The following is a 12,845-nucleotide window of genomic DNA, read 5'->3' as shown; positions in this document are numbered from 1 at the left end:
TTCGTCGAGCACGGTCTCGGGGATCTGAGGTGCACGGTACGGGACGCGGCCGGCTCCGGACTGGTGGTGGGCCCGCAGGCAGAACCACGGGTCAGGTCCGTCACCGTGGCCCGGACCGGGAAGAACAGCCTGTTCGTCGGCGAGACCGCGGCACCTTCGAGGACTGCGTCTTCGCCGGGGCGGGCGGCGACGGTACGGCGTTCCCGGCGCTGCATGTGTCGGGCCGGGTGCGCGCCCGTGCTGCGTGGCTGTCTGGTCCGCGACACCGAGGAGGACGTGGCCCTGAAGAAGGGTGCCCGGCCGGTGTTCGACGACTGTCTGTCGCGGGACGTGAGGAACCCGTCCCTGCCGGCCGGCGCGGAGCAGGCGCTGGCGTCCGCCGGAGGCACGGACACGGCGGCGCCCCCGAGGACACCCTGGACGACCTGCTCGCCGAACTCCAGGGCCTGGCCGGTCTCGACAGGGTCAAGCACGACGTGTCGTCCCTCGTGAAACTCATGCAGATGGTGCGCCGCCGCGAGGAGATGAGCCTGGCCCCGCCGCCGTTCAGCCGCCACCTGGTCTTCGCCGGGAACACGGGCACCGGCAAGACCACCGTCGCCCGGCTCCACGGCCGCATCCTGGCCGCCGTAGGCCTGCCGGAGCGCGGCCACCTGGTGGAGGCCGACCGCTCCGCGCTGGTCGGCGAGTACGTCGGCCACACCGGCCCGAAGACCTCACCTGTGCTCCAACAGGCCCGGGGCGGCGTGCTGTTCATCGACGAGGCGTACTCCCTCACCCAGTACGCCGGGTCCAACGACTTCGGCCAGGAGGCGATCGTGTTCGTGCGCTCCAACCCCGGTCTGGCCTCACGCTTCAACCGCACGCTGCTCTTCGAGGACTACGACAGCGCCGAGCTGGTCAGCATCGTGCGGACGCGTCGGAGTCCGACGCGATGACGCTGAGGCCTGAGGACATTCCGCAGACCCTGTAGATCCGCACAGCCAGCCCTGCCCCGCCGAGCCCGAGCCCGAGCCCCCCCCCACACGCCCTCGGGAACCCCCGACAGCCCTCACACAAGCGCCCGCGCCCACCTCCGGCAGACCCGGCCCCACTACCGCCTCCAGCCCCCGCCTCCACCCTCCGCACGTCCCCTGGGGCCCGACCCGCCCCCGCCACGCCCCCCGCCACCGCACTCCCTCGACCGCCACCACCCCGCCCCCTGTACCCCCACCCCTGGCAACCACCGCCCCCACCTGGCAGGATCCCGCCCATGTCCAAGCTGTCCCTCCGTATCGGCAGGCGTCGGGCCCTGCAAGCCACGGCCGTCGGTTTCGTCACCCTCGGGCTGCTGTCGTGGTGGCTGTTGCCGCTCGGGGAGGAGCCGCCGAGCGGGACGATCACGTTCAGTACGGGCACGCGTGCGGGGGTGTACCACGCGTACGGGGAGCTGCTGCGGGACGAGCTCGCGAAGGACATGCCCGATCTGAAGGTGCGGCTGGAAACCAGCGCGGGCTCGCAGGAGAACGTCACGCGCGTGGTGACCGGCGCCGCCGACTTCACCATCGCCGCGGCCGACGCGGTGGAGACGTACAAGACGCTGGACCGGCCGAAAGCCGACGACCTGCGCGGCGTGGCCCGGCTGTACGACGACTACGTGCAGCTCGTCGTCCCGCCCGACTCGGACATCGAGTCCGTCGCGGACCTACGGGGCAAACGCGTCGCCATAGGGCTCCCCGACTCCGGCGTACGGCTGATCGCCAACCGGGTTCTGAAGGCGGCCGGCATCGACCCGGAGAAGGACATAACGCCCCGGGCGGACGGTATCGACACCGGCCCCAGGCGGCTGGGAAAGGGCCTCGACGCGTTCTTCTGGTCGGGCGGAGTGCCGACCGGCGGGCTGCGGGAGATCGCCACGACCTCCGCCTTCCGGTTCGTGCCGATCGACGCCGCCCTCGTCGCCAAGGTGCACGAGGAGGGCGACGCCACCCACTACTACCGGGCCACCAACATGCCGGCGACGGCCTACCCGGCCATCCAGCACGGGAACACCGTGCCGACGATGGCGGTGTCCAACCTGCTGGTGACCCGCGAGGACATGGACCCGAGGCTCACCGAGTGGCTGACCCGGACCGTCCTCAAGAGCCGTGACCGCATCGGCCGGCACGTCCACTCCGCGCAGTTCGTCGACCTGCGCACGGCGATCTACACCGACCCGCTGTCCCTGCACGACGGCGCCCGGCGCTACTACCGCTCGGTCAAGCCGTAGGAGGCCCGCTACGAGGCCGACGCCGACCTGGGCACCGCCACCGTCACCGTCAGTCCGTGCGGCTCATGACGGCCGTACGAGATCGAGCCGCCGCCCGCCGCGAGCAGGGCCCGCGAGATGGACAGGCCCAGCCCCGAGCCCTTGATGTTCTGGTGCCGTCCGCTGCGCCAGAAGCGGTCGCCGACGCGTGCGAGTTCCTCGTCGGTCAGGCCGGGGCCGTAGTCGGTGACGACGACGGTCGAGGTGTCGCCGTTGGAGGCGACCGTCACCTCGACCTGCTCGTCCTTCGGCGTGAACTTGATCGCGTTGTCGATCACCGCGTCCAGCGCGCTGGACAGGGTGACCGGGTCGGCCCAGGCGGTGGTCGGCGGGCATGCCCCCACCAGCCGTACGCCCTTGGCCTCGGCGGTCGGCGACCAGGCCGCGACCCGCTCGGCGGCCAGCGCGCCGATGTCGGTGAGCCGCAGGTCGGCCTCGGTGTGCTCGGCCAGGGCCAGGTCGAGCAGGTCGTCGAGGACCTGGGCCAGCCGCTTGCCCTCGGTCTGGACCGAGGCGATCTCCTCGTTGCCCTCGGGCAGTTCGAAGGCGAGCAGTTCGATACGGAGCAGAAGTGCCGCCAGCGGATTGCGGAGTTGGTGCGAGGCGTCGGCGACGAAGGCGCGCTGCTGCTCCAGCACGTCCTCGACATTGTCGGCCATCTCGTTGAACGACCGGGTCAGACGCCTCAGTTCCGGCGGCCCGCCGGCGACCGCGACCCGCGACTTCAGGCGCCCGGTGGCGATGTCGTGGGTGGTGGCGTCGAGCACGCGTACGGGCTTGAGCACCCAGCCGGTCAGCCGCAGCGCCGCGCCGACGGCCAGCAGCATCGCGGCGATCTCACCGGCGCCGATGACGAGCCAGCCGTAGAGGATCCGCGAACGCATCTGCCCGGTGGGTGAGTCGGTGACGACGACCGCGACGACGTCGCCGTCCCGGATGACCGGCGAGGCGACGACGAGGCGGTGGTCCTGCCAGGGCCACACCTGCTTCGGGTCGTGGCTGCGGCGGCTGAGCAGCGCCTCCCCGAAGGCGTCGCGCACCTCGCCCTTCTCGGGCATGTACCAGTTCGCCGGCGCGTGGGCGACGGACGTGGCGTTGGGGTAGAAGACGCCGGCCTGGATGCCGTAGACGTCGTGGTAGCTCTCGAGTTCCCGGCTCAGGGTGCGGCCCTCGTCGCGGGAGCCGCTGGGCGTCGCTACGGCGATCCGCGCCATGGCCGCGAAGTAGGCGGTGTCGTCGATCCGGTCGACGACCAGGTTCTGCTGCTGGGCCGCGGCCAGGCTGACGGCGAGCGGGATGCCGAGGGCGAGCAGCACGGCCGCCATCAGGACGATGAGCAGCGGGAGGAGCCGGGTGCGCACCCTGGCCCGCTACGCGGCCGGGGCGACGAGGCGGTAGCCCACGCCGCGTACGGTCTCGATCAGCGCCGGCATGCGCAGCTTGGCGCGCAGGGACGCGACGTGCACCTCCAACGTGCGTCCGGTCCCCTCCCAGCTGGTGCGCCACACCTCGCTGATGATCTGCTCGCGGCGGAAGACCACCCCGGGCCGCTGCGCGAGCAGGGCGAGCAGATCGAACTCCTTGCGGGTCAGCTGTATGACCGAACCGTCCACGCTGACCTGCCGGGTGGGCAGCTCGATGTGCACCGAGCCCAGGCGCAGCACGGTGTCGCCGCCCGCGGCGGCATCCTCCGGGGCGGTGCGCCGGCTGACGGCGTGGATCCGGGCGAGCAGCTCTCCGGTGTCGTACGGCTTCACCACGTAGTCGTCGGCGCCGAGGTTCAGGCCGTGGATGCGGGAGCGCACGTCGGAGCGGGCGGTCACCATGATCACCGGGATGCTGGTGCGCTTGCGGATCTTGCCGCACACCTCGTAGCCGTCCTGGTCGGGCAGGCCCAGGTCAAGGAGGACGACGCCGAAGCCGGCGCCCTCCGGGACGAGTGCCTGAAGGGCTTCCTCGCCGCTGCGCGCGTGCGTGACGTCGAATCCGTGCCGCGCCAGGACCGCGGACAGCGCGGCGGCGACATGGTTGTCGTCCTCGACGAGGAGCAGTCTCATTCCGGCCTCCTCCGGTTCATCGGCCGTATGGGCGCGTGCACGGTATGCAGTCACGCTGATGGACGAGGACGCCGTCAAGTGGGTTCCGGTTGCGGGGGACTTCCGTTATCCAGCCGGTACGCGCCCAGGTCGCAAGTGCTACGACACGTGTCCGATTGCTATCGGATCGTGATGCTCAGATTCCCCTCAGAACTAATGACGCAGGTCGCGTAGGGTTACTACTGTCCTCCGAAACCGAGGAGGACGGAGCCTGAGAGCGATGACCGAAGTATCGGTGGCCAAGGAAGACGTGGCCGCGACCGGCGAACTGGTCGTCCTGAAGAGCGTCAACAAGCATTTCGGCGCGTTGCATGTTCTCCAGGACATCGATCTGACGATCGCCCGCGGCGAGGTCGTCGTGGTCATCGGACCCTCCGGGTCCGGGAAGTCCACCCTGTGCCGCGCCATCAACCGCCTCGAGACGATCGATACCGGCACGATCACCATCGACGGCAAACCACTGCCCGCGGAGGGCAAGGCCCTGGCCCGGCTGCGTGCCGACGTCGGGATGGTCTTCCAGTCCTTCAACCTGTTCGCGCACAAGACCGTGCTCGAGAACGTCATGCTGGGCCAGATCAAGGTCCGCAAGGCCGACAAGAAGAAGGCCGAGGAGAAGGCCCGCGCCCTGCTGGACCGGGTCGGTGTGGCCAGCCAGGCGGACAAGTACCCCGCGCAGCTCTCCGGTGGCCAGCAGCAGCGTGTGGCCATCGCACGGGCGCTGGCCATGGACCCCAAGGTCATGCTCTTCGACGAGCCGACGTCGGCTCTCGACCCGGAGATGATCAACGAGGTCCTGGAGGTCATGCAACAGCTCGCCCGCGAGGGCATGACCATGATCGTCGTCACCCATGAGATGGGCTTCGCCCGTTCGGCCGCCAACCGAGTTGTATTCATGGCGGACGGCCGCATCGTCGAAGAAGCTGTGCCGGACCAGTTCTTCAGCAACCCGCGAAGCGACCGCGCGAAGGACTTCCTTTCCAAGATCCTGCACCACTGAGGGACTGCACCCCCCGCGCACCCGACGACCTGCGACACCCGCCTGACGGATCGCATCTCTTCATCACGCAAAGGATGTTCACCATGAAGCTCCGCAAGGTCACCGCCGCGGCGGCCACCGCACTCGTCCTCGCCCTGACCGCGACCGCCTGCGGCGGCGACGACGGCGACAGCGACGAGACCGGCTCGGGGTCCGGTGGCGGCGACAAGATCAAGATCGGCATCAAGTTCGACCAGCCCGGTCTGGGCCTGAAGGAGCCCGACGGTTCCTTCTCCGGCTTCGACGTGGACGTGGCGACGTACGTGGCCAAGGAACTGGGCTACGACGCCGACCAGATCGAGTGGGTCGAGACCAAGAGCGCCGACCGTGAGAACGCGCTCGCCCGTGGCGATGTCAAGTTCATCGCGGCCACCTACTCGATCAACGACGAGCGCGCCGCGAAGGTCGACTTCGCCGGCCCGTACCTGCTGGCCCACCAGGACCTGCTGGTCAAGGCCGATTCCGACATCACCGAGGCCACGGACCTCAACGACAAGAACCTGTGCTCGGTGACGGGCTCCACCTCGGCGCAGAACGTCAAGAACGACTTCGCCCCGGAGGCCAACCTCAAGCAGAACAGCGGCTACTCGGAGTGCATGTCCGCTCTGCAGAGCGGCGCCGTGGACGCTCTGACCACGGACGACTCGATCCTCGCCGGCTTCGCCGCGCAGGAGCAGTACAAGGGCCAGTTCAAGCTCGCCGGCCTCAAGCTGAGCAACGAGAACTACGGCATCGGTGTGAAGAAGGGCGACACCGAGACCGTCAACAAGATCAACGACGCCCTGGAGAAGATGGTCGCCGACAAGGCCTGGGACAAGGCGGTCACGGACAACTTCGGTCCGGCCAACTACAAGAACGAGCCCGCGCCGGAGATCGGCAACATCGTCAAGTAGCGCGAGGGGTTCACCGGCGTGCCGTCGCCGACTGCGTTGAAGGCGGCGGCACGCCGTGCTGTCCACGTACGCCACACACCCGGAAGCGCGGGAAATCGTGTTCGACTTTCTTTCAGACTATGACGACCCGAGCATTTTGGGCGCCTTCTGGACGACGGTACAGCTCACCGTCTTCTCCGGCGTCGGCTCCCTGGTCTGGGGCACCCTCCTGGCCGCGATGCGGGTCAGCCCGGTGCCGCTGATGCGCGGGTTCGGCACGGCCTACGTCAACATCGTCCGGAACATCCCCCTGACCGTCATCATCGTCTTCACCTCGCTCGGCCTCGCCGACATCTTCGGTGTGACGATGGGTGCGTCCGACTTCGAGGTCCAGGGCTTCCGCCTGGCGATCCTCGGTCTCGTCGCCTACACCGCGGCCTTCGTCTGCGAGGCGATCCGGTCCGGCATCAACACGGTGCCGCTCGGACAGGCCGAGGCGGCCCGTGCCATCGGGCTGAGCTTCACCCAGACCCTCCGGCTCATCGTGCTGCCGCAGGCCTTCCGTTCGGTGATCGGCCCGCTGGCCAACGTGCTGATCGCCCTGACCAAGAACACGACCGTGGCAGCCGCGATCGGTGTCGCCGAGGCCGCTCTCCTGATGAAGGAAATGATCGAGAACGAGGCCCAGACGCTGCTCATCGGCGCCGTCTTCGCATTCGGGTTCGTGGTACTGACCCTCCCGACCGGCCTCATCCTGGGCTGGCTGAGCAAGCGACTGGCGGTGAAGCGATGAGCTCCGTTCTCTACGACACTCCGGGGCCCCGCGCCAAGCGGCGCAACGTGCTCCTCTCGGTGGTCTTCTTCGTCCTGCTCGCCCTGCTCCTGTGGTGGGTCTGGCAGGTCATGGACGACGAGGGCCAGCTGAGGTGGGCCCTGTGGAAGCCGTTCACCGAGTCCCAGGCCTGGACGACGTATCTGCTGCCGGGCCTCGGCAACACGCTGAAGGCCGCTGCACTGGCCATGGTGATCGCCCTTCCGCTGGGCGCGTTCTTCGGCATCTCGCGTCTCTCCGACCACCGGTGGGTGCGGGTTCCGGCCGGCGCGGTGGTCGAGTTCTTCCGGGCGATCCCGGTCCTGCTGCTGATGCTGTTCGCCAACGCGTTCTACGACCTCTACACCGACGTCAGCAGCGAACAGCGGCCGCTCTACGCCGTCGTCACCGGCCTGGTGCTGTACAACGCGTCCGTCCTCGCCGAGATCGTACGGGCCGGCATCCTGTCCCTGCCCAGGGGCCAGTCGGAGGCCGCGATGGCGGTCGGCCTGCGCAAGGGTCAGACGATGACCAACGTCCTGCTGCCGCAGGCCGTCACGGCCATGCTGCCGGCCATCGTCAGCCAGCTCGTGGTCATCGTGAAGGACACCGCGCTGGGCGGCGTGATGATCGGGTTCACCGAGCTGCTCAGCACGCGCGGCACACTCGCGGCCAACTACGCCAACGTCGTTCAGAGCTTCGTCGTGGTGGCGGTCATCTACATCGTGCTCAACTTCATCCTCACCAGCTTCGCGAGCTGGCTGGAGCAGAGGCTCCGGCGCAGCAAGAAGGGCACGGGCGTGGTCCTCGGCAAGGAGGACGTGGAGGAGCTCAACGCCGCCGAGGTGGGGGGCACCTTCGGAACCGGCGCCGGCGGCACTGTCTGATGATCAGTCAAGTGGCATGAACGACACGGAGGCAGTGGCATGATCGCCACTGCCTCCGTCGCTTGACGCAAGCACCGGCAATAGGTTGCATACGTTCTGTGATCGTGCACCCTGCTCCAACTTCCTGTTCACATACGTCCCTGAGGACACCGCTGCGGGCAGGGGGCGCCGCACCGTGGACCCGGTGATCATCGTCGGAGCGGGGCCCGTCGGGCTCACGCTCGCCCTGGCGCTGGCCCGTCAGGAAGTGCCGTCCGTGGTCCTCGACGAGGGCCCGGGCAGGGACGAACCCCGTCTCGCGCGCACGGTCGTGCTGCGCGAGGACACCGCCGCCCTGATGGAGCGGCTGACCGGCCTCCCCCTCGCGGACGCCGGTTTCCACTGGGCCGGTTGGCGGTCGATGCGGCGCAAGCAGGTGATGCGCGAGATCTCTTTCGATGACACCGATCCCGCCCCGCTGCACATCGCCCAGCACGTACTGACCACCGCGCTGCGCCAGGCCCTCGCCGGCGAGCGGCTCGTCAAGATCGCTGTCGACAGCCGTCTCGACGCCGTCGAGCAGGAGCGTTCCGGCGTCACCGCCCACACCCGCGGCCCCAAGGGAACCTGGTGGCGCGGCAGTTACCTGGTCGGCTGCGACGGCCCGCGCTCCACCGTGCGCAAACTCCAGGACATCCGCTTCCCCGGCCGTACGGCGGTGGAGCGGCACGCCGTGGCCGCGCTGCGCACGGAACTTCCGTGGCCCGACGAGGCGTTGCTCCACCGGATGCCGCCGTGGCGGCAGTCGGGCCCCTCGGCCGGGGAGATCACCGGGCGCCCGCTCCCGGACGGCGTCTGGCGGCTGGACTGGCTGCTGCCGCCGGGCAAGGACCTGGTCACCCCCGAGCTGCTGGTGGCCCGCGTCCGGGAGACGCTGGCGGGCTGGACCGGCGGGCCGACACCGGCGTACGAACTCCTGGACACCGGCGTCCACACAGTGCACCACCGTCTGGCCCGCCGCTGGCGCGCGGGCCGCGTCTTCCTCGCCGGGGACGCGGCTCACCTCCTCGGCGCGCTCGGCACGCACGGTCTCGACGAGGGGCTGCGGGACGCCGACAACCTCGCCTGGAAGCTGGCCACGGCCTGGCACCACGGGCCGCACGAGGCGCTGCTCGACAGCTACCAGACCGAGCGGCGCGCGGTCGTCGCCGCCCGGCTGCGCGCCGCCGACCAGGCGCTGCCGCTGCTGCGCGGCGGCGCAGGGCTGCGCGCGGTCGTCCCCGGCTCCGCCCGGGGCCACGACGCCCTGCTGATGGACGGCCACTTGGGGCGCGGCACGCTGGGCGCGCCGGGGGCGTACGCCGACTCACCGCTCACGCCCCGGCATCTGGAGGGCGAGGTGCCCGTGGACACACCGCCCGGTGCGCCGGTCGTCGACGTGCGGGTCACCGCGGAGGACGGTTCCTTCGTACAGCTGCGCGACCGGCTCGGGCGCGGTGCGCTGCTGGTCGTGCTGATCGCGCCGGGCACGGGCGTGTGGGAGCGCAGGCACTGGGTGTCCGCCGGGATCATGCCCCGGCTGGCGGCGGCGGTGACGGCACTGCCGCATCCCGCCGAGCTGCTGGTCGCCGAGCGCTACCCGGGCGCGGCCGCCCACACCGTCCTCCTCGTACGGCCCGACGGTCACCTGGTCACGGCGCTGAGCGGGGTGCGTCCGGCCGACCTGTACGCGGCCGCGGAGGCGACGCTGGGGGGACCGGCGAAGGCGGAATCCGAGGCCGGTGCCGAGACCGGAGCGGAGGCCACGGCCGGCTCCCGCTGAGGCCGCCGTACGCGCCGTCACCGTGCCCCGTCCGCATGGTGACGGCGAGTTGACCGTTTCGCACCCCCATGGTGTACTCCGGACCGTGAACGACACCTGTGTGCGCCTGTGGCGGAGGGTCCATATGGACCTCGTCCGCTACGCGGGCTGCGTGTGTCACCCGTCCTGCTGAATTCGCAACTCCCCTTTCCCGCGCGTGCCGCTCACGCCGTGCCGCGCGCTCCCGCGAACCCTCTTCAGGACCCTCAGGACGGTGCCCGTGTCTGCCTCCCCCGCCGCCGCTGCCGCTTCCGCTTCTCCGTCCGCCGCTATGCCCACGCAGGCGGACCTCCTCGACTTCGTACGGCGTACGGCCACCGACGCCGAGCTGATCGCCTCGCTTCCCCTCGACCCCGAAGGCCGCACCTGGGTGCGCCTCGATGGGCCCGCCGGCAGTGAGGCCTGGCTGATCAGCTGGCCGCCCGGCACGGGCACCGGCTGGCACGACCACGCGGACTCGGTCGGCGCCTTCATCACCGCGGCCGGCGAGCTCAAGGAGAACTCGCTCGCCGCCCGGCTGCCCACCGACGGCTGGCAGACCCTGGAGCTGACGGAGGGCGTGGACCGGGAACGCCGACTGCCCGCCGGCCGGGGCCGCACCTTCGGCCACCACCATGTGCACGAGGTCCTCAACGAGTCCCCCGACCGGCACGCGATCTCCGTCCACGCGTACTACCCACCGCTGCCGCGGATCCGCCGCTACAGCCGCAGCGGACAGATCCTGCGGCTGGAGCAGGTGGAGCGGCCGGAGGACTGGCAGTGAGCGGCAGGGGTGAACGGCCGGTCGGAATCGACGAGTTGCTGGAGCGGGTACGCACCGGCCTCGGGCGTATCGAGCCGCAGGAGGCCTACGAGGCCGCACGCGCCGGTGAGGCACTGCTGGTGGACATCCGGTACGCCGCCCTGCGCGAGCGGGACGGACTGATCCCCGGCGCCCTCGTCGTCGAACGCAACGAGCTGGAGTGGCGGCTCGACCCGCGGGGCAGCCATCGGGCCCCCGAGGCCACGGGCCACGACCTGCGCGTCGTCGTCATCTGCAACGAGGGGTACGCGTCGAGTCTGGCGGCCGAGTCCCTGCACCGGCTGGGCCTGCACCGGGCCACCGATCTGGTCGGGGGTTTCCAGGCGTGGCGGACGGCCGGACTGCCGGTGACGCCCGTGGCGGACGCGGAGCTTCAGAGGCCGGCCGAGGGACGGTAGAGCGGGGCAGTGTCCGCGTCGCCCTTGGTGACCAGGTCCACCTGTCCCGGCGACCTCGTCGGCCTCGCGCAGCAGGGCGATGGTCCGTGCATCAGGCTCACAGACACACAGGTCCCAGAACACAACGGCGCCGAACCCGATGGGCACCCCCGCGCGTCCACGTGTCCGGAGTCACATCCGTGTCCCTCGGGCCCCTGGCTCACACCAGGCCCTCGGGATCAGAACCCCTCGCCCTCGATGAAGTCCGTGTCCTCGCCCTCTTCCTCCAGTGCCTGTCGGACCACCCGCAGGGCCATGCCCTCGGGGTAGCCCTTGCGGGCGAGCATGCCCGCGAGGCGGCGCAGGCGCTTGTCGCGGTCCAGGCCACGGGTGGACCGCAGCTTGCGTGCGACCAACTCCCGCGCGGTCGTCTCCTCCTGCTCGGAGTCGAGCTGTGAGACGGCAACGTCGATCAGGGTGGAGTCGACGCCCTTGGTCCGCAGTTCCTGGGCCAGCGCGCGCCGGGCCAGTCCCCGGCCGTGGTGCCGGGACTCCACCCAGGCGTCCGCGAACGCACTGTCGTTGATCAGTCCGACCTCCTCGAACCGCGACAGCACCTCCTCGGCGGCGTCGTCGGGGATCTCCCGCTTGCGCAGGGCGTCCGCGAGTTGCTTTCGGGTGCGCGGGGTCCCGGTGAGCAGGCGCAAACAGATCGCCCGCGCCCGCTCCACCGGGTCCCCTGAGGGCTCCCCCGTCTCGGCCCTCGACGAGGAGGGGGCACCCCCGTCCTCACCGGACGGCTCCGCACGACCGCGCCGACGACGTCCCCGCTCGCCGCCCGCACTCCGAGCCCCGCCGCCACTCCGGCGCGAGCCACCGCCGGACGGACCGGCGCCATACGCCGAGCCGCCTTCCGACCGCTCGCCGCCGTACGTGCCGTAGGGCGGCGTGCCGTCGTACCCCCCGTCCGTGCCATGGACCATCTCTCCCCCGTAGACGTCGCCGCCCGCCACCCTGGAGGAGCCCCCGTCACCACCTCTCCCCCGCTCACGCGGAGCGTCCGGATAGGCGTACTCGGTCCAGTCGGTTCGCCGTGTCACGGGTCAGCTCTTGGTTGCCGGGGCCTTGGCCTTGGCTCCCTTGGCCGCCACCGGAGCCGGCACCGCCTTCGCGGCGTCGCCCGTGGCGGAGCCCGCGGCGTCCACGCCCGGCTCGGCAGCCGCGTCCTGCGGCCGCACGCCGACTCCCAGCTTCTCCTTGATCTTCTTCTCGATCTCGTTGGCCAGGTCGGGGTTGTCCTTCAGGAAGTTGCGCGCGTTCTCCTTGCCCTGGCCGAGCTGGTCGCCCTCGTACGTGTACCAGGCGCCGGCCTTGCGGACGAAGCCGTGCTCCACGCCCATGTCGATCAGGCCGCCCTCGCGGCTGATGCCGTGCCCGTAGAGGATGTCGAACTCGGCCTGCTTGAAGGGCGGCGCGACCTTGTTCTTGACGACCTTGACGCGGGTGCGGTTGCCGACCGCGTCGGTGCCGTCCTTCAGCGTCTCGATACGTCGGATGTCGAGTCGCACCGAGGCGTAGAACTTCAGCGCCCGGCCACCGGTCGTGGTCTCCGGGCTGTTGTGCACCATGACGCCGTCCACGAAGTAGTTGTGCGTGCCTTCGACCTCGATGTCGAACTTCTTCATGGAACGCGTCGGCGGCTTGATGTGGATGTCGAGGATCTTCGAGGCCACCAGGCGCTGAGTCTCCTCGATGAACTCCGGCTCGACACCGAATCGGCCTCGGAAGCGCGGAAGGAGCTTGTACTCCATGGAGGGGTGCACGAAGGGAGCCACCA

At 70.3% G+C, this 12,845-nt stretch carries 13 protein-coding genes and 1 pseudogene; 10 read left to right on the top strand and 4 right to left on the bottom strand.

Annotation, left to right across the window (positions count from 1 at the left end; all coding sequences use genetic code 11):
* Positions 1-30: 30 nt before the first annotated feature.
* Positions 31-911 (top strand): annotated as a pseudogene (locus AQJ91_RS58795) (AAA family ATPase); the annotation flags it as partial.
* Positions 912-1,252: 341 nt separating this feature from the next.
* Positions 1,253-2,248, top strand: coding sequence for a TAXI family TRAP transporter solute-binding subunit (locus tag AQJ91_RS40860; RefSeq protein ID WP_067032819.1), 996 nt, complete (start codon positions 1,253-1,255; stop codon positions 2,246-2,248).
* A gap of 8 nt (positions 2,249-2,256) precedes the next feature.
* Here AQJ91_RS40860 and AQJ91_RS40855 read toward each other — a convergent pair whose 3' ends face one another.
* Complete coding sequence (locus tag AQJ91_RS40855) at positions 2,257-3,648, bottom strand: sensor histidine kinase (RefSeq protein WP_067032816.1); 1,392 nt, start codon at positions 3,646-3,648, stop codon at positions 2,257-2,259.
* 9 nt (positions 3,649-3,657) lie between these two features.
* The gene (locus tag AQJ91_RS40850; protein WP_067032811.1) at positions 3,658-4,344 is read right to left on the bottom strand and encodes a response regulator transcription factor; all 687 of its coding nucleotides are present in this window, start codon (positions 4,342-4,344) and stop codon (positions 3,658-3,660) included.
* Between the two features lie 259 nt (positions 4,345-4,603).
* On the opposite strand from AQJ91_RS40850, the gene AQJ91_RS40845 reads away from it, so the two are divergent.
* From AQJ91_RS40845 to AQJ91_RS40815, 8 genes are all read left to right on the top strand, one after another.
* Entirely contained in the window at positions 4,604-5,380 is a 777-nt protein-coding gene (locus AQJ91_RS40845; protein WP_067032808.1) for an amino acid ABC transporter ATP-binding protein, read from the top strand.
* A gap of 83 nt (positions 5,381-5,463) precedes the next feature.
* Positions 5,464-6,312, top strand: coding sequence for a glutamate ABC transporter substrate-binding protein (locus AQJ91_RS40840; RefSeq protein WP_067032806.1), 849 nt, complete (start codon positions 5,464-5,466; stop codon positions 6,310-6,312).
* 97 nt (positions 6,313-6,409) lie between these two features.
* The gene (locus tag AQJ91_RS40835; protein ID WP_067032928.1) at positions 6,410-7,084 is read left to right on the top strand and encodes an amino acid ABC transporter permease; all 675 of its coding nucleotides are present in this window, start codon (positions 6,410-6,412) and stop codon (positions 7,082-7,084) included.
* On the top strand, positions 7,081-7,989 hold the full coding sequence (locus AQJ91_RS40830; protein ID WP_067032803.1) for an amino acid ABC transporter permease: 909 nt from the start codon (positions 7,081-7,083) through the stop codon (positions 7,987-7,989). Before AQJ91_RS40835 ends, AQJ91_RS40830 begins: the two co-directional genes overlap by 4 nt.
* A 175-nt stretch (positions 7,990-8,164) precedes the next feature.
* Positions 8,165-9,790: an FAD-dependent monooxygenase gene (locus AQJ91_RS40825; protein ID WP_067032799.1), complete on the top strand. Its 1,626-nt coding sequence runs from the start codon at positions 8,165-8,167 to the stop codon at positions 9,788-9,790.
* Positions 9,750-9,962, top strand: a complete 213-nt coding sequence (locus AQJ91_RS58590) for a putative leader peptide (RefSeq protein ID WP_407697007.1) — start codon at positions 9,750-9,752, stop codon at positions 9,960-9,962. Before AQJ91_RS40825 ends, AQJ91_RS58590 begins: the two co-directional genes overlap by 41 nt.
* A gap of 87 nt (positions 9,963-10,049) precedes the next feature.
* On the top strand, positions 10,050-10,592 hold the full coding sequence (locus AQJ91_RS40820; RefSeq protein WP_067032797.1) for a cupin domain-containing protein: 543 nt from the start codon (positions 10,050-10,052) through the stop codon (positions 10,590-10,592).
* Positions 10,589-11,029, top strand: coding sequence for a rhodanese-like domain-containing protein (locus AQJ91_RS40815; RefSeq protein WP_234383343.1), 441 nt, complete (start codon positions 10,589-10,591; stop codon positions 11,027-11,029). Before AQJ91_RS40820 ends, AQJ91_RS40815 begins: the two co-directional genes overlap by 4 nt.
* A gap of 218 nt (positions 11,030-11,247) precedes the next feature.
* On the opposite strand, the gene recX is transcribed toward AQJ91_RS40815, so the two are convergent.
* Positions 11,248-12,108: a recombination regulator RecX gene (gene recX, locus AQJ91_RS51040; RefSeq protein ID WP_079085582.1), complete on the bottom strand. Its 861-nt coding sequence runs from the start codon at positions 12,106-12,108 to the stop codon at positions 11,248-11,250.
* 3 nt (positions 12,109-12,111) lie between these two features.
* On the bottom strand, positions 12,112-12,693 hold the full coding sequence (locus AQJ91_RS57965; RefSeq protein WP_324618049.1) for a hypothetical protein: 582 nt from the start codon (positions 12,691-12,693) through the stop codon (positions 12,112-12,114).
* Positions 12,694-12,845 lie beyond the last annotated feature (152 nt).

It is taken from the genome of Streptomyces dysideae (assembly GCF_001514305.1).
GTDB classification, from domain to species: Bacteria; Actinomycetota; Actinomycetes; order Streptomycetales; family Streptomycetaceae; genus Streptomyces; species Streptomyces dysideae.
The sequence above is the reverse complement of the archived record's forward strand: the minus strand, read 5'-3'. Positions and strand labels throughout refer to the sequence as shown.

Coding starts and splice junctions, on each gene's coding strand:
- AQJ91_RS40860 (WP_067032819.1), top strand. CDS start 1,253: ATGTCCAAGCTGTCCCTCCGTATCGGCAGGCGTCGGGCCCTGCAAGCC.
- AQJ91_RS40850 (WP_067032811.1), bottom strand. CDS start 4,344: ATGAGACTGCTCCTCGTCGAGGACGACAACCATGTCGCCGCCGCGCTG.
- AQJ91_RS40845 (WP_067032808.1), top strand. CDS start 4,604: ATGACCGAAGTATCGGTGGCCAAGGAAGACGTGGCCGCGACCGGCGAA.
- AQJ91_RS40840 (WP_067032806.1), top strand. CDS start 5,464: ATGAAGCTCCGCAAGGTCACCGCCGCGGCGGCCACCGCACTCGTCCTC.
- AQJ91_RS40830 (WP_067032803.1), top strand. CDS start 7,081: ATGAGCTCCGTTCTCTACGACACTCCGGGGCCCCGCGCCAAGCGGCGC.
- AQJ91_RS57965 (WP_324618049.1), bottom strand. CDS start 12,693: ATGAAGAAGTTCGACATCGAGGTCGAAGGCACGCACAACTACTTCGTG.